Here is a 14165-nt window from a genome sequence, read left to right on the forward strand (position 1 = left end):
GCCAGAGGGGGAAGCTATACGGCAGACGGCGGCCAGGGAGCGGCACGGACATGACACGCGAAAAGATCACCCTCTTCGACACCACGTTGCGCGACGGGCAGCAGACGCCCGGCGTGGATTTTTCCGTCGAAGACAAGATTGCCATCACCAAACTGCTCGACGACTTCGGCATCGATTACATTGAGGGTGGTTATCCGGGCGCCAATCCGACCGACACCGCCTTCTTCGGCCAGAAGCGCACGCGGGCCGCAAAATTCGTGGCCTTCGGCATGACGAAGCGCGCCGGCGTCTCGGCTGCCAACGATCCAGGGCTTGCAGCACTTTTGCAGTCGAAAAGCGACGTGATCTGTCTTGTGGCGAAAAGCTGGGATTACCATGTGCGCGTCGCGCTCGGCTGTTCCAACGAAGAAAACCTTGAGTCGATCCGCGACAGCGTCGAGGCGGTGATCGCCTCCGGCCGCGAGGCAATGATCGATTGCGAGCATTTCTTCGACGGCTACAAAGCCAATCCGGATTATGCGCTGGCCTGCGCCAAAGCGGCTTACGAGGCCGGCGCCCGCTGGGTGGTTTTGTGCGACACCAATGGCGGCAGCCAGCCCGCCGAGGTGCGCGAGATCGTCTCCGCCGTCATCGCCGCCGGCATTCCGGGCGATCATCTCGGCATCCACGCGCATGACGATACCGGCCAGGCGATTGCCAATTCGCTGGCCGCCGTGGAAGCCGGCGTGCGGCAGATCCAGGGCACGCTGAACGGCATCGGCGAACGCTGCGGCAATGCCAATCTCGTGACGCTGATCCCGACGCTTTCACTGAAGCCCGCCTATAACGAGCGTTTCGAAACGAGCATCGATCGCGAGCGCCTGACCGGGCTGACAGGCCTCTCGCATGCCTTCGATGAATTGCTCAACCGCTCGCCCAACCATCAGAGCCCTTACGTCGGGGCGTCCGCCTTCGCCACCAAGGCCGGCATCCATGCGTCTGCCCTGCTCAAGGACCCGCGCACCTATGAACATGTGGTGCCGGAAAGTGTTGGCAACCTGCGCAAGGTCATGGTCTCGGACCAGGGCGGCAAGTCGAACTTCCTCAACGAATTGAAGCGCCGCGGCATCGAGGTTGGCAAGGATGATCCGCGCCTCGACAAGCTGATCACCATCGTCAAGGAGCGTGAGGCGGAAGGTTATGCCTATGAGGGCGCCGATGCGAGTTTCGAACTGCTCGCCCGCCGCACGCTCGGCACCATCCCGACTTTTTTCGAGATCGACGGTTTCCGCGTCATGGTGGAACGCCGTTTCGATGCGAACGGCATGCTGAAGACCGTCTCGGAGGCGGTGGTGCGGCTCGTCATCGATGGCGAGCGGGTGATGTCGGTCGCCGAAGGTGACGGCCCGGTCAACGCGCTCGATCTGGCGCTGCGCAAGGATCTCGGTAAGTTCAACCGGGAGATCGAGGACCTCGAACTGGCCGACTTCAAGGTGCGGATCCTGAACGGCGGCACCGAGGCCGTGACCCGCGTCCTGATCGAATCCATGGATGGCGACGGCACCCGCTGGTGGACGGTCGGCGTGTCGGAAAACATCATCGACGCCTCATTCCAGGCGCTGATCGATTCGATCGTCTACAAGCTGATGAAGAACCGCCACATGGCGGGGCGTCTTGCGGCGGAATGATCAGAGCATGTCGAAGGAGAGGCCCCAGCCCTCCTCGCCATACCATTCCTGCGTTCCCGGGCTGCCGCCCCAGCGCAGGCTGCGGATTTTTGCGTGCCCTCCGCTGCGGAAGGCGCGCATCAGGCCTTCGTGGCGGCCCGGCACCTCGTCCAGCCCCTCGGCCCAGACGAAGCTGACGCCTTGCAGGAAACGCGCTTCGAAACCCGCCGTCCGGCGTTCGATCATCAGCATGCCGGCGCGGGCCGTCACGCCGGTGCGGCCGCCGGCGGCATCCTGAGCCGGGACACCGAAGGGAAAGATCAGCCGACCGTTGAGATAGAGGTTTTCCACCCAGCGCGCCGGCGGATGATCGAGCGCGAAGTTGACGTAGATGACGTCCGCCTTCGCCGCAGACTTCACCGGCGGCCAGTCGAAGGCGCTGCCATGCACCACCTGCACCTGGTCGTAGGGTTTGAGCGCCGCCCGCGCCATCTCGGCCAGTTTCGCGTCATATTCCACCGCCGTCACCTGGCCGGACGGGCCGACGAGTTCAGCCAGGATCGCCGAATAATAACCGCTGCCGGCCCCCAGATGCACAACATGCTCACCCTCCTGAACGCCCGCCTTGTGCAGGAGACCGACATGCAGGGCCGGGCTGCCATTGTTGACGGCGCGCGCCATGTCGAGCCCGACCAGCACATCCTGGTAAAGCACCAGCGGATCGTTGGAGGGCATTGCGCGGTACCCTTCCTGATCACGGATGTACCAGGGCGGCGGTCCGGCAAAGTCCTCGCGCGGCACGCGGGCAAAGGCGCTCATCAGCCGCTCGTCCCGTTCGACAAACGCGCGTGCCAGCATCTGCTGGGCATAAAGGCGGCGATGGATGGGGCTGTCGCTCATGTACGCTTCCCGTCTTGGACACCAATGCTGAGAACGTGTCGGATGAACGGCATTGATGCAAGCACCAAACGAATGAATTGGCAGCCACGACCATTCCGGCCTAAGGAGAGCCGCATCAGCAAAGGGTCATGAACCGATGGCGACAAACAATGCACCTTCCATGCCACAGACCGGCGACACGCCGCAGGGTTTTGCCTATGCGCTGGCCGCCTATGGAATCTGGGGGATCCTGCCGCTTTATCTGAAGGCACTCGGCCATCTTTCGCCCGTCGAGGTTCTGGCCCACCGCGTCGTCTGGTCGTTGCCGTTTGCTGCACTGATCCTGCTGGTGACACGCCGGTTCGGTGACATCAAAGACGCCCTGCGCTCGCCGCGCACCATGGTGATGGCAGCGGTCACCGCCACGCTGATCACCATCAACTGGGTCACCTATGTCTATGCGGTCGGCTCGGGCCACGCGATCGAGGGCGCGCTCGGTTATTTCATCAATCCGCTGTTCAGCATCCTGCTCGGCTCGATCCTCTTGAAAGAACGGCTGGCGCCGGTTCAGATGGCGGCAATTGCGCTTGCCTTCGTTGCCGTCGGCATTCTCACCTGGGATGCCGGTCGCCTGCCGTGGATCTCGCTGACGCTGACCTTCAGCTGGGGTATCTACGCGCTCCTGCGCAAGACGCTGCCGGTCGGAGCCAACCAGGGTTTCTTCCTGGAGGTCGCGATCCTCAGCATCGCCGCCCTGCCCTACATCCTGTGGCTGGAGGCAAACGGCAGCGGCCATTTTACCCATGGCACGACCACCGACACCTGGCTTCTCGCCGCCGCGGGTCTTGCGACCGCCGTGCCGCTGATGATCTATGCCAATGCGGCGAAACGGTTGCGCCTCTCCACCATCGGCATCATGCAATACATCACGCCAACCATCATCTTCCTGATCGCCGTGTTCGTGTTCCACGAGCCGATGAACCCGGTGAAACTCTTCGCCTTCGTGTTGATCTGGTCGGCGCTGGCGCTCTACACCCTGTCCATGCTGAAGACCTACCGGTCCCGTTGAAGCCGCACCCAAAGGACGTTCCCATGCGCATGTCAGATATTCCCTTCGGCACCACCGACTGGGAGGCGATCGAGCGGACCGAACATAGCGGCGAGACCGGCAGTGCCACCTGGCGCACGCAGCGTTTCGGCGACATCCGTGTTCGCATGGTCGACTATACGCCCGGCTATCTCGCCGACCACTGGTGCGAAAAAGGCCATATCCTGCTCTGCCTTGAGGGAGAACTGCTGACGGAGCTGGCCGATGGCCGCACTTTTCTGCTGACACCGGGCATGAGTTACCAGGTGGCCGATGGCGCCGAACCGCACCGGTCTTCGACAAAGACCGGCGCAAAACTGTTCATCGTCGATTAAAGCTTGGCGATCACCGCCTCGTTGCCGTCATCGACAGCCTCGTCGCCCCAGGCATCCATGATGGCGGGCACCACCGCGTCGATGTCGTCGATGATCAACGGCTGAACGAGGTTGGCGTGGTGGATGAAGCCTTGCGCCTTCATGTGATCGACCAGTTCCAGCATCGGGTTCCAGAAGCCGCCGATATTGGCAAACACCATCGGCTTGCCATGCCGACCGAGCTGCGCCCAGGTCATGATCTCGACGATCTCCTCCAGCGTGCCGATACCGCCCGGCAGGGTGACGAAGGCGTCGGCGCGCTCGAACATCGCGTGTTTGCGCTCGTGCATGTCCTTCGTGATGATCAGTTCGTTCAACTGGCCGAGAGAATGGCGGGTTGCCTCCATGTCGACAAGAAAGTCTGGAATGATTCCCGTCACCTGACCGCCGTTCGACAGCACACCGGACGCGACCGCGCCCATGATGCCTTTCGTACCGCCACCATAGACGAGTCGCAGGCCATGGGTGGCGATGGACCGGCCCAGCGCACGACCAGCAGCAACATAGGCAGCGTCACGGCCCGGCTGGGAACCGCAGTAAACACAGATGGATCGAATTGGCACAGGATTCTCCGTATTGCATCATGTCCGGTCTCCAAAAGAGTCGCCGGACGTGTAAAAGTGACGGGAAATCAAGCATCGGGCAAGCGCAAAAGCCCCGGGAAACCTTGTTAACGCAGCGTGAAACCTGTAATTCCTGTTCTATCGACGGTATTCCGTCTGGAGAGATCTGATGTTCAAGAATCGCGCCGGTTGGCTCGCCCTGTCCGCCCTCGCCATAGCGACCGTTCTCATGGTGTTCTTCATCATGCCCCGCCTTTCGCCGGAAACGCAACCGGTCGGCGATGCGATCAATGCGGCGGGACGCCAGATCAAGGACGCGGTGACACAGGGCGGCAATGCGGCCAAGCAGCTGGTCGATCCGACGCCGGAAAAGGCACCGGCCAGCGCTGCCAAGACCGATGCCGCGCCAGCGCCGGCCGCACCGGTGCAGACGGCTGTGGTGCCGCAGGCGCCGCGCGCGCTGGTGATCCCGACCTTCGACGTGTTGCGCGTCGAACCCGATGGCTCGACCGTGATTGCCGGCCGCGCCGAACCGAAAGCCAAGCTTGAAGTGGCCGACCAGGTCCAGACGATTGCCATGACGAGTGTCGACCGCGCCGGCGAATTCGTCGCCATTCCGGAACAGCCGCTGCCGCCCGGTGACCATCAGCTCGTCCTGAAGGCAACGGCCGAGGATGGCCGCACCGTCATCTCCGAAGAAATCGCCACCGTCTCTGTTCCGAAGTCCAAGGATGGCGAGCTTCTGGCCATGGTCAGCAAGCCGGGCCAGCCGAGCCGCATCCTCGCCATGCCGAAGATCAACGAGACGACAAAAACGGAACGGGTTGCCGTCAACGCTGCCGATGCGGCAGCCGTGCCTGCCCAGACCGAAACACCGAAGGTCGAGGCGACCATTCCGGTCGAAACGCCGAAACCCGCAACGCCGGTCGAGACGGCCTCCGCCCCGGCGGCTGCGGCAACGGCACCGGTTCCTGCAGCACCGGCCGTTCAGGACGAAAAGCCGGCTCTGCAGGTGACCGCCGTCGAAATCGAAGGCGACCGACTGTTCATCGCCGGGCTCAGCCGCTCGGGCGCAAACCTCAAGGGTTATGCCAATGGAACGCTGGTCGGCGAGGCCAGAGCCGGCGGCGACGGCCATTTCGTCATCGACGGCACGATTGCGCTGCCGATCGGAGAACATCGTATCGCGGTCGACCAGCTTGACGGAAACGGCAAGGTGGCGCTGCGCGTCGAGGTTCCGTTCAACCGCCCGGCCGGCGAACAGGTGGCCGCGGTTGCAACGCCGCAAGGCGCCGGTTCGCTGAACCCGATCGATGCCGGCGCCTTCGACAAGCTGCGCGGCGACGTGGCACGCGCCTTCCAGCTGCTGCAGACGCTGTTTGCCAATGGTGCGACACCCGACAACGAACGGGTTGCCGCGGCGCGCTCCGCCACGTCCATCGCCCTGCGGGCTCTCACCGAATATCGCCTGCCGGCCAATGCGGATGCCAATACGCTGGCGATTGCCACCAATGTGATCAACGAGGCCGCCGCCGCGCTGAAGGCGCTCGATGCCTTGCCGCGCGATGTGGCAAGCCTTGCCAAGGGGCTGCCGGCGATTGCCGAGATGATCGCGAAGGTGATCGGCCCCGCCCTTCCGTCCGCACCGGCCTCCCCGCTGCCGCAGGCGATGGCTGAGGCACAGCAGGCCGCCTCCGCAAAGACGATTGCCCAGGCGCCGCTGACGCAGAGCGAGGCCGCCTCCGTCATCATCCGCCGCGGCGATACGCTGTGGCAGATCTCGCGACGCATCTATGGCCAGGGCGTGCGCTACACGACCATCTACCTTGCCAACCAGCAACAGATCGCCAATCCGAACCTGATCGAACCCGGCCAGATTTTTGGCGTGCCGAAGGATTCGCTGCCGGACGACGAGGCGGAAAAGATCCATCGCCGTTTCACCAAGGGCTGAACTGGTTCGGGACGGCGTCGTGGCAACACGACGCCATCTTCTCAATCTAAGCTGCCGGTGATCGTTGCATTGCGACGGCGCCAGCCTTATGTGAAAGCCTCCTTCCGGAGGCATCCATGGCACAGAAAAAGAAGACCGTTTCGGCGGACTCGGGCAATCCGCTCGGCACGCTCGTGAACCTTTGGCCCTATATGTGGCCAAGCGGCAGGCCGGACCTGAAGGCCCGTGTCATCTGGGCCACCGTTTTTCTGTTTGTCGCCAAATTCGTGCTGCTGGCCGTTCCCTATTTCTTCAAATGGGCAACGGACGCGCTGAATGGCAAGATGGACATGGCGGGCATCCTCCCCGCTCTGTTGCTCGGCGCCGTGGCACTGGTGATTGCCTATAACCTCACCCGCCTCATCCAGCTCGGGCTCAACCAGCTGCGTGATTCGCTGTTTGCCAGCGTCGGTCAGCATGCGGTGCGCCAGCTTGCCTACAAGACCTTCGTGCACATGCACCAGCTGTCGTTGCGCTTCCACCTCGAACGCAAGACGGGCGGTCTGTCGCGCATCATCGAGCGCGGCACGAAGGGCATCGAAACGATCGTCCGCTTCACGATCCTCAATTCCGTGCCGACGCTGGTCGAGTTCCTGCTGACCGCCATCATCTTCTGGTATTCCTACGGCCTGTCTTATGTGCTGGTGACCGCCGTCACCGTCTGGGCCTATATCTGGTTCACGGTGAGGGCGTCGGACTGGCGCATCGCCATCCGCCGCTCGATGAATGCCAGCGACACCGAGGCCAATACCAAGGCGATCGATTCGCTCCTCAATTTCGAGACGGTCAAATATTTCGGCAACGAGGAGATGGAAGCCAAGCGCTTCGATGCCTCGATGGCGCGCTACGAAAAATCCGCAACCCAGGTCTGGACCTCGCTTGGCTGGCTGAACTTCGGCCAGGGCGTGATCTTCGGGCTGGGCACCACCGTGATGATGGTGATGTCGGCGCTTGCCGTGCAGCGCGGCGAGCAGACGATCGGCGATTTCGTTTTCGTCAACGCGCTTTTGATCCAGCTCTCCGTGCCGCTCAACTTCATCGGTTTCGTCTACCGCGAAATCCGCCAGGGCCTGACCGACATCGAGCAGATGTTCGAGCTTCTCGAGGTGGAGGCCGAAGTGGTGGACAGGCCGGACGCCAAACCGCTTGCCATCGAAAACGGCCGCATCACCTTCCGCGACGTGCATTTCGCCTATGACCCAGAACGGCCGATCCTGAAGGGCGTCTCCTTCGAAGTGCCGGCCGGCAAGACGGTGGCGATCGTCGGCCCCTCGGGTGCCGGTAAATCCACCATTTCCCGCCTCCTCTACCGGTTCTACGACATCCAGTCCGGCGCCATCGAGATCGACGGGCAGGATGTGCGCAACGTGACGCAGAAGAGCCTGCGCGCCGTCATCGGCATGGTGCCGCAGGATACCGTGCTGTTCAACGACACGATCGCCTATAACATCCGCTACGGTCGTCTGACTGCCACGGATGACGAACTGCTGGCGGCGGCCGATGTGGCGCAGATCGGCCATTTCATCACCAGCCTGCCGGATGGTTTCAAGACCATGGTCGGCGAGCGGGGCTTGAAACTCTCCGGCGGCGAAAAGCAGCGCGTGGCGATTGCCCGTACGATCCTGAAGGCGCCGCCGATCCTCATCCTCGACGAAGCGACTTCTGCGCTCGACACGACGACCGAACAGGAGATCCAGGCCGCCCTCGACGTGGTGTCGAAAAACCGTACGACGCTCGTCATCGCCCACCGTCTCTCGACCGTCATCAATGCCGACGAGATCATCGTGCTGCGCGCCGGCGAGATCGCCGAACGCGGCACGCATGCCGCCCTTCTCGAACAGAACGGCCTCTACGCCTCGATGTGGAACCGCCAACGCGAAGCCACCCAGGCAGAAGAAAATCTGCGTAAAGTGCGCGAAAACGATGATCTGGGCGTGGTGGTCCGGAAGGAACCGGCCGTGTGAGTGCCTTGCACGGGGACGGCAGTCTCAGCCGGCCGCGCCGCACCGGGTCAGAATATCATCAACCAGTTCTGCCAGCGGCAGAGTGGCGTCAATGACTGTGCCGTTCCGGGGAAGATCCTGCCCGCTTTCATGCAGGCGCAATACGAAGTCCCGCTCTTCGGGCCTTCCGCCGAACTCATCGTCAGGCCGGTTCTCCAACCGCTTGCGAAGCGTCTGCCGATCCACATCGAGAACGAACACCGCATCGAACAGCTCGATGAACTGGTGAGAATTGCGGGATCCACCGCAGAAAAAGGTGGCTGCATGGCTCTTGTCCGCCATCAGCGCGCGGACCTTCTCCACGGGCCATACATGATGCCTGTGCCCGAAGGTGAAGTCTGCCCTGCCCCTTGAGATGGCCTCCTCATCCAATGGCTCTCCGGTCTGCGGATCGCCTTTGGAGGCCAGTTCCCGATCGCCGTGGATGACATGATAACCGCGCCGCTGAAGCTCTGTCGCAACCGAAGTCTTGCCCGTGCCGGACACGCCTTCGATCAGGTAATTGCTGATTCCCATCTCGAATTCCCTACCGATCGAGCCGCAGATCGCTGAGGTCTATGGCAGAAGCACTTGTCAGATTTTCGACGTCGTGATGCGGGGCTGCGTCCACAAGCCGGCATCTCCGCATCCCCTCCCTCGCCGGAACCGCATTGCTCCCAAATCCGTTTGCCTGTAGTCAGCTAGGTTTGAAACCCAACGCTCGGCTTTCTGGAGACCCCTGTTGTCCAACCTGTTCGACACCATCCGCAACACGCTCGTTCCGATCCACAAGGAAGGCTATATCTTTGTCATCGCCTTTTTCGTGGCCTCGCTGGTGCTGGGGCTGATTGCCAAGCCGCTGTTCTGGATCGGGCTTATCCTGACACTGTGGTGCGCCTATTTCTTCCGCGATCCGGAACGGGTCGTGCCGCAGGATGACGATCTGATCATTTCGCCGGCCGATGGACGCGTCTCTTCGGTGCAGATGGTCGTGCCGCCGGCGGAACTGGAGCTTGGCTCCGAACCGCTGCTGCGCATCTCCGTCTTCATGAACGTCTTCGATTGCCACGTAAACCGCGCGCCCGCCCGCGGCCGCATCTCGAAAATCGTCTACCGCCCCGGCCAGTTCGTGAATGCCGAACTCGACAAGGCAAGCACTGACAACGAACGCAACGGCCTCGTCATCGAAACCAAACATGGCCGCCTCGGCGTGGTACAGATCGCCGGGCTTGTCGCCCGCCGTATCCTCTGCTTCGTGCACGAAAACGAACCGGTGGATGCCGGCGAGCGTTTTGGCCTGATCCGCTTCGGTTCGCGCCTCGACATCTATGTGCCGGCGGGCGGTGAGCCGCGCGTCTCGCTCGGCCAGCGTTGCGTCGGTGGCGAAACCGTGATTGCCGAATTCGGCTCGGCCAAGGGCCCGATGCTCAGCCGCCGCAGCTAAACCCCGGAGAATGCCATGCCGCCGAAGATGAACCCCGGAGAATGCCATGCCGCCGAAGATGAACCCGGACGCAAAGAACGACGACGCCGCTCGCGGCCCGCGGCTTCGGGAGATCCCGCTTCGGCTGATGGTGCCGAACCTGATCACGGTTCTGGCCATCTGTGCCGGTCTGACCGGCATTCGGCTCGCCTTCGAGAACCGGTTCGAGCTGGCGGTCGCCATGGTGCTGCTTGCCGCTTTCCTGGACGGGATCGATGGGCGCGTCGCCCGCGCGCTGAAGGCCACGTCCAAGTTCGGCGTGCAGATGGATTCGCTGGCGGACATCATCAACTTCGGCGTCGCGCCGGCGCTCGTGCTTTACGTTTTCATTCTCGACAAAGTGGGCTCGATCGGCTGGATTGCCGCGCTCATCTACGCCATTGCCGCGGGCCTCAGGCTTGCCCGTTTCAACGTGATGGCGGAGCGCGAATACAAGGCGAAATGGCAGAGCGAATTTTTTGTCGGCGTTCCGGCGCCGATGGGCGCCCTGCTTGTGCTTTTGCCCGTCTATCTCGGTTTTCTCGGGCTGGAAGGCAGCCGCCCCATCGCTTATGCCGCGACCGCCTATACGGTGCTGATCGGTTATCTTCTGGTCAGCCGCCTGCCCGTCTGGTCCGGCAAATCGGAAACGCGCGTGCGCCGCGACCTGATGCTGCCCGTGCTGCTGGGTGTCGTGCTCTATGTCGCACTGCTGATGAGCTATACCTGGGAAGTGCTGGTGGTCACGACACTTGCCTATCTGCTGGTCCTGCCCTTCAGCGCCCGTGCCTGGCAACGCCGTTACGGCACGCTGACGATCGAGGATGATCACGCCAACGTCTGATCTGCCGCAGCGCAAGATCTTCTGCTGTTTTCTCCCGCACTGCGGAATTTTTGTGCTTTCTTAACAACAGCTTAACAAATGATTGCTTAAATTGAAGGCAATTTTGCGCGAATTCGTTTGCGTCAAAATTCCGCCCGGTTTTCTGATGATGTGGCGCGCCCGAACGCGATCAAGAACGAGATTCGCGCCGCACTCCAGAGGAAACGCCCATGGCAACCGAAAAGAAAACCATCACCACCCTGAAGCCCGAACTGCATGCACCGCTGCGCCCGCTCGCCATCAAGGCCGTCGTGGCTGCCGCGCTGATGCTGAAGCGCAAGACGCTGAAATCCGCCTGATGGGCCCTCGTGCCGGCCTGTCCGGGCCCGGGTTCAAAACAGCGAAAGCTGGCCGCCGTTGTTGGACGACGCGGCCTTTTTCGTCTCCGGCAGCGCCCTTGCCGGGGTCACCGGCGCCTGCAGCTCCGGCCCCATGTTTGCGACCTTGTTGACGAGGTCCGAAACGGGGATCGCTTCGAACAGATCTTCCTGGGCTGGCCGCATCAGGTCTGCCACGTCGCGCGGCTCCTGTGTCTTGCAGTCCAGCCAGCGCTCGAAATCCTCCGGTGAAATCACCACCGGCATACGGTCATGGATCGGTGCAATCGCGGCATTGGCGCCGGTCGTCAGGATTGCTGCCGTGTCCAGTTCGGACCCGTCGGCCGAGGACCAGGTCTCCATGAGGCCGGCAAAGGCAACGATGCCACCGCGTTTCGGGCGGATCCAGTAGGCCTGGGCCTTGCCGCCCTCCTCCTTCGAGGGCCGGTGCCATTCGTAGAAGCCGGAGGCGGGCACCAGGATGCGCCGATGACGCATGGCGGCGCGGAACGAGGCCTTCTCTGCCGCCGTTTCCGCCCGCGCATTGATCAGCAGCGGAAACTCCTTCGGGTCCTTCACCCAGCCGGGAAGGAAACCCCAGCGCGCCAGCACGGCCTGGCGTGCCGGCAGATTGCTGCCGGGTGCCGGCCGTTCGCTCGCCGTCACCAGCAGGATCGGCTGCGTCGGGGCGATGTTGTAGCGCTTCGGGAAGTCGTCGATCGAAATCACACTGAGGAATTCGAGGATCTCTTCCGGCGTCGCGGTCAGGGCGTAACGTCCACACATGAGACTGAGATGGCATCGCGGGCCGGGACGGTCAAGCGGGCGGCGGAGCCCGTGTCATCGTCTCATCGATGCGCGGCAACTCCGGGTACGCTCTTGCGCCAAAGACCCGCTTGCCTATGCTGGCGCGCATGACACAGACGACAGCCGCAAACCCCGCCTTTCCGCATGCCGCCTCCTCCGCCATTCTGGAGCGGGAGGGGCGTTATCTGCTGATCCGGCGGCGAAACCCGCCCTCGGCCGATCTTTACGCCTTCCCGGGCGGCCGGGCGGAGCCGGGGGAGACGCCGGCCGAGACGGCGCTGCGGGAATTTCTCGAAGAGACCGGTATTGCCGCCCATTCGCCAGACCTGTTTGCCACCTATGATCTGGAAACCCGCAACGAGGCGGGCGTGCTGGTGAGCCATTTCTTCCTCTCCGTCTTTCGGGTGCAAGCCGATGTGGCAACGCAAGCCATTGCGGCCGATGATGCGGCGGATGCCGGCTGGTTCACGCTTCAGGAGATCCGCGCCCTTCCCGTGCCGCCAAGCGTGCTCGACTGCGTGGAAAGGCTGGCGGCGCGTGATGAAGACCGGTAAATCTCATCGCCGCCTCAAAGGATGGTGCCCATGCCGCTGATTGCCCGCGTCTTTTGTATTCTGCTGATCGCCCTTACAGCGTGTCCTGCCGCCGCACAAAAACAGAGCCCATCCGCATCATCCGCGCCGGCGGTAACCATACCTTCAGAAGAGAAGCCTGCCCCCTATGATGGGCAGTTGTTGCGGCTTGCGGAAATCCTCGGCTCCGTCCACTACCTGCGCACGCTTTGCGGAGCCGATTCGGCGGATTGGCGCACTTCCATGCAGACCCTGCTGGATGCCGAGACACCGAACGAACCGAAACGGCGCGAGAAACTGACGGCGTCGTTCAACCGCGGCTACCGGGCCTTTGCCGGCGTGCATACCACCTGCACATCGGCTGCCCGGCAGGCGGAAGAACGCTACCGTAACGAAGGTGCAACACTGGCAGCAGAAATTGCCGCACGCTACGGAAATTAGGTGTTTGTTTACCTCTTTTCTGCCGCGGGCGTGTCGTTTTGATAAAAGGCTGCTAGTGTTGTTAACGTGCCGGTAACAACCGGCCTCCGTTGCAAGAGGAATGAATATGCAAACAGCGCGCAACGACATCGACGACATGATCGTGCATGAAAAGATGCAGGCAGCGCTCGAATACCAGAACGAAGCCTGGGCTGACGGGCGCGCCGATGGCATCGAACCCGAGATCATTGCCGATGCCGCCATTGCCCTTGCCATGCGCGAAACCATTCGCCTGCATGGGGAGGAAGGCGCCGAGGCCATGCTGGATTCGCTTCGTGCCCGTATGCTGGCCGGCGAATTTTCGCCGGAGCGGACCGTTCAGTAAGTTTGCAAGGCTCGTTTTCCATGCCCGGATCTGCATTCAGCGCCACCTTCCGGACCTTGATGTTTTCGGGCGCCCTTGTCGGCGCAATATTTGCCGGCAGCCTTTGCCTGCCTGAGCCCGCTCTTGCACTGTCCGGCAACGTGTCTCCCCCGCCGGAACGCAGCGACATTCCGCAGAGCGGCCCCGCGTCGCAACTCCCGCGCCCGGGCGCTCCGTCTGTTGCGGCCGGCCCAGAGGAAAACACCACCCCCTCGACCGGCGATGCGGCGCAGCCGAAGGTCGAAATCCTGCATGACCTTTCCAAGCTTCCGGAACCGGTCAAGGCCATGCGCCAGGCCCTGACGGAGGCGGCAGCCTCCGGTGACGTCGAGCGCCTTCGCCCGCTGATGGCCTTCGATGATGACGTGATGGAGCAGCTGAAGGCCGATGGCGGCGATCCCGTCGCCTCGTTCAAGAGCCTGTCCGGTGATCCGCAGGGCCTCGAAATTCTCGCCATCATGCTCGACATCCTGCAGACGGGTGCCGCGCATGTCGGCATCGGCACACCGGATGAGATGTATGTCTGGCCCTATTTCGTCGGCAAGCCGATCAACCAGCTGAGCGCGCCGGAGCGCGTGGAACTCCTGCGGATCATCACCGCCGGCGATCTCGAGGCGATGGCGGAAACCAACAACTACAATTTCTACCGCATCGGCATCACCGTCGACGGCAAGTGGCGCCTGTTTGCCGGCGGCGACTGAGCGGCCTGCCGCTGGCCGGTGGGCATCACGCCTTGCACCCGGATCGGGACCGGCCTAT

General features: G+C 62.7%; 16 protein-coding genes. 12 read left to right on the forward strand and 4 right to left on the reverse strand.

Going from position 1 to position 14165, the window contains the following annotated elements; translation table 11 throughout:
* The first annotated feature begins 50 nt into the window (after nucleotides 1–50).
* The gene (gene cimA, locus OU993_RS00985) at nucleotides 51–1667 is read left to right on the forward strand and encodes a citramalate synthase (RefSeq protein ID WP_268154145.1); all 1617 of its coding nucleotides are present in this window, start codon (nucleotides 51–53) and stop codon (nucleotides 1665–1667) included.
* Here cimA and OU993_RS00990 read toward each other — a convergent pair whose 3' ends face one another.
* A complete protein-coding gene (locus tag OU993_RS00990; protein ID WP_268154147.1) occupies nucleotides 1668–2546 on the reverse strand; it encodes a protein-L-isoaspartate O-methyltransferase family protein in 879 nt (292 codons plus the stop codon).
* A 136-nt stretch (nucleotides 2547–2682) separates the two neighbouring features.
* On the opposite strand from OU993_RS00990, the gene rarD reads away from it, so the two are divergent.
* Nucleotides 2683–3594: an EamA family transporter RarD gene (rarD, locus tag OU993_RS00995; protein ID WP_268154149.1), complete on the forward strand. Its 912-nt coding sequence runs from the start codon at nucleotides 2683–2685 to the stop codon at nucleotides 3592–3594.
* A 23-nt stretch (nucleotides 3595–3617) separates the two neighbouring features.
* Entirely contained in the window at nucleotides 3618–3947 is a 330-nt protein-coding gene (locus OU993_RS01000) for a DHCW motif cupin fold protein (protein WP_268154151.1), read from the forward strand.
* Here OU993_RS01000 and OU993_RS01005 read toward each other — a convergent pair.
* A complete protein-coding gene (locus OU993_RS01005) occupies nucleotides 3944–4549 on the reverse strand; it encodes a TIGR00730 family Rossman fold protein (protein ID WP_268154153.1) in 606 nt (201 codons plus the stop codon). The two genes, OU993_RS01000 and OU993_RS01005, sit on opposite strands and share 4 nt — an antisense overlap.
* A 169-nt stretch (nucleotides 4550–4718) precedes the next feature.
* On the opposite strand from OU993_RS01005, the gene OU993_RS01010 reads away from it, so the two are divergent.
* Nucleotides 4719–6500 carry a LysM peptidoglycan-binding domain-containing protein gene (locus OU993_RS01010; RefSeq protein ID WP_268154155.1) on the forward strand — a complete coding sequence of 594 codons (1782 nt, stop codon included), beginning with the start codon at nucleotides 4719–4721 and terminating at the stop codon, nucleotides 6498–6500.
* Nucleotides 6501–6616: 116 nt separating this feature from the next.
* Nucleotides 6617–8503, forward strand: coding sequence for an ABCB family ABC transporter ATP-binding protein/permease (locus OU993_RS01015; RefSeq protein ID WP_268154157.1), 1887 nt, complete (start codon nucleotides 6617–6619; stop codon nucleotides 8501–8503).
* 24 nt (nucleotides 8504–8527) lie between these two features.
* On the opposite strand, the gene OU993_RS01020 is transcribed toward OU993_RS01015, so the two are convergent.
* Nucleotides 8528–9058, reverse strand: coding sequence for an AAA family ATPase (locus OU993_RS01020; RefSeq protein WP_268154159.1), 531 nt, complete (start codon nucleotides 9056–9058; stop codon nucleotides 8528–8530).
* 205 nt (nucleotides 9059–9263) lie between these two features.
* On the opposite strand from OU993_RS01020, the gene OU993_RS01025 reads away from it, so the two are divergent.
* From OU993_RS01025 to OU993_RS01035, 3 genes are all read left to right on the forward strand, one after another.
* Nucleotides 9264–9965, forward strand: a complete 702-nt coding sequence (locus OU993_RS01025; RefSeq protein ID WP_268154161.1) for a phosphatidylserine decarboxylase — start codon at nucleotides 9264–9266, stop codon at nucleotides 9963–9965.
* Nucleotides 9966–10011: 46 nt separating this feature from the next.
* Entirely contained in the window at nucleotides 10012–10827 is an 816-nt protein-coding gene (gene pssA / locus OU993_RS01030; RefSeq protein WP_268154163.1) for a CDP-diacylglycerol--serine O-phosphatidyltransferase, read from the forward strand.
* Between the two features lie 209 nt (nucleotides 10828–11036).
* Nucleotides 11037–11165 (forward strand): hypothetical protein, encoded by a 129-nt coding sequence (locus OU993_RS01035; RefSeq protein ID WP_268154165.1) that lies wholly within the window; start codon nucleotides 11037–11039, stop codon nucleotides 11163–11165.
* A 33-nt stretch (nucleotides 11166–11198) separates the two neighbouring features.
* Here OU993_RS01035 and OU993_RS01040 read toward each other — a convergent pair whose 3' ends face one another.
* Nucleotides 11199–11969 (reverse strand): SOS response-associated peptidase, encoded by a 771-nt coding sequence (locus OU993_RS01040; RefSeq protein WP_268154167.1) that lies wholly within the window; start codon nucleotides 11967–11969, stop codon nucleotides 11199–11201.
* 128 nt (nucleotides 11970–12097) lie between these two features.
* Here OU993_RS01040 and OU993_RS01045 point away from each other — a divergent pair, with 128 nt between their 5' ends.
* From OU993_RS01045 to OU993_RS01060, 4 genes are all read left to right on the forward strand, one after another.
* Nucleotides 12098–12544 (forward strand): NUDIX hydrolase, encoded by a 447-nt coding sequence (locus tag OU993_RS01045; protein WP_268154170.1) that lies wholly within the window; start codon nucleotides 12098–12100, stop codon nucleotides 12542–12544.
* 21 nt (nucleotides 12545–12565) lie between these two features.
* On the forward strand, nucleotides 12566–13003 hold the full coding sequence (locus OU993_RS01050; RefSeq protein WP_268154172.1) for a TIGR02301 family protein: 438 nt from the start codon (nucleotides 12566–12568) through the stop codon (nucleotides 13001–13003).
* 106 nt (nucleotides 13004–13109) lie between these two features.
* Complete coding sequence (locus OU993_RS01055) at nucleotides 13110–13367, forward strand: hypothetical protein (RefSeq protein WP_165220835.1); 258 nt, start codon at nucleotides 13110–13112, stop codon at nucleotides 13365–13367.
* Nucleotides 13368–13387: 20 nt separating this feature from the next.
* Nucleotides 13388–14107, forward strand: a complete 720-nt coding sequence (locus OU993_RS01060) for a hypothetical protein (RefSeq protein WP_268154175.1) — start codon at nucleotides 13388–13390, stop codon at nucleotides 14105–14107.
* The last annotated feature ends 58 nt before the right edge of the window (nucleotides 14108–14165 follow it).

It is taken from the genome of Rhizobium sp. SL86 (assembly GCF_026672545.1).
Classification (GTDB): Bacteria; Pseudomonadota; Alphaproteobacteria; order Rhizobiales; family Rhizobiaceae; genus Neorhizobium.

What these genes read in the sequence shown, in the direction of transcription:
- cimA (WP_268154145.1), top strand. Translation starts at nt 51, where the DNA reads ATGACACGCGAAAAGATCACCCTCTTCGACACCACGTTGCGCGACGGG.
- OU993_RS00990 (WP_268154147.1), bottom strand. Translation starts at nt 2,546, where the DNA reads ATGAGCGACAGCCCCATCCATCGCCGCCTTTATGCCCAGCAGATGCTG.
- rarD (WP_268154149.1), top strand. Translation starts at nt 2,683, where the DNA reads ATGGCGACAAACAATGCACCTTCCATGCCACAGACCGGCGACACGCCG.
- OU993_RS01000 (WP_268154151.1), top strand. Translation starts at nt 3,618, where the DNA reads ATGCGCATGTCAGATATTCCCTTCGGCACCACCGACTGGGAGGCGATC.
- OU993_RS01010 (WP_268154155.1), top strand. Translation starts at nt 4,719, where the DNA reads ATGTTCAAGAATCGCGCCGGTTGGCTCGCCCTGTCCGCCCTCGCCATA.
- OU993_RS01015 (WP_268154157.1), top strand. Translation starts at nt 6,617, where the DNA reads ATGGCACAGAAAAAGAAGACCGTTTCGGCGGACTCGGGCAATCCGCTC.
- OU993_RS01020 (WP_268154159.1), bottom strand. Translation starts at nt 9,058, where the DNA reads ATGGGAATCAGCAATTACCTGATCGAAGGCGTGTCCGGCACGGGCAAG.
- pssA (WP_268154163.1), top strand. Translation starts at nt 10,012, where the DNA reads ATGCCGCCGAAGATGAACCCGGACGCAAAGAACGACGACGCCGCTCGC.
- OU993_RS01035 (WP_268154165.1), top strand. Translation starts at nt 11,037, where the DNA reads ATGGCAACCGAAAAGAAAACCATCACCACCCTGAAGCCCGAACTGCAT.
- OU993_RS01040 (WP_268154167.1), bottom strand. Translation starts at nt 11,969, where the DNA reads ATGTGTGGACGTTACGCCCTGACCGCGACGCCGGAAGAGATCCTCGAA.
- OU993_RS01045 (WP_268154170.1), top strand. Translation starts at nt 12,098, where the DNA reads ATGACACAGACGACAGCCGCAAACCCCGCCTTTCCGCATGCCGCCTCC.
- OU993_RS01050 (WP_268154172.1), top strand. Translation starts at nt 12,566, where the DNA reads ATGGTGCCCATGCCGCTGATTGCCCGCGTCTTTTGTATTCTGCTGATC.
- OU993_RS01055 (WP_165220835.1), top strand. Translation starts at nt 13,110, where the DNA reads ATGCAAACAGCGCGCAACGACATCGACGACATGATCGTGCATGAAAAG.
- OU993_RS01060 (WP_268154175.1), top strand. Translation starts at nt 13,388, where the DNA reads ATGCCCGGATCTGCATTCAGCGCCACCTTCCGGACCTTGATGTTTTCG.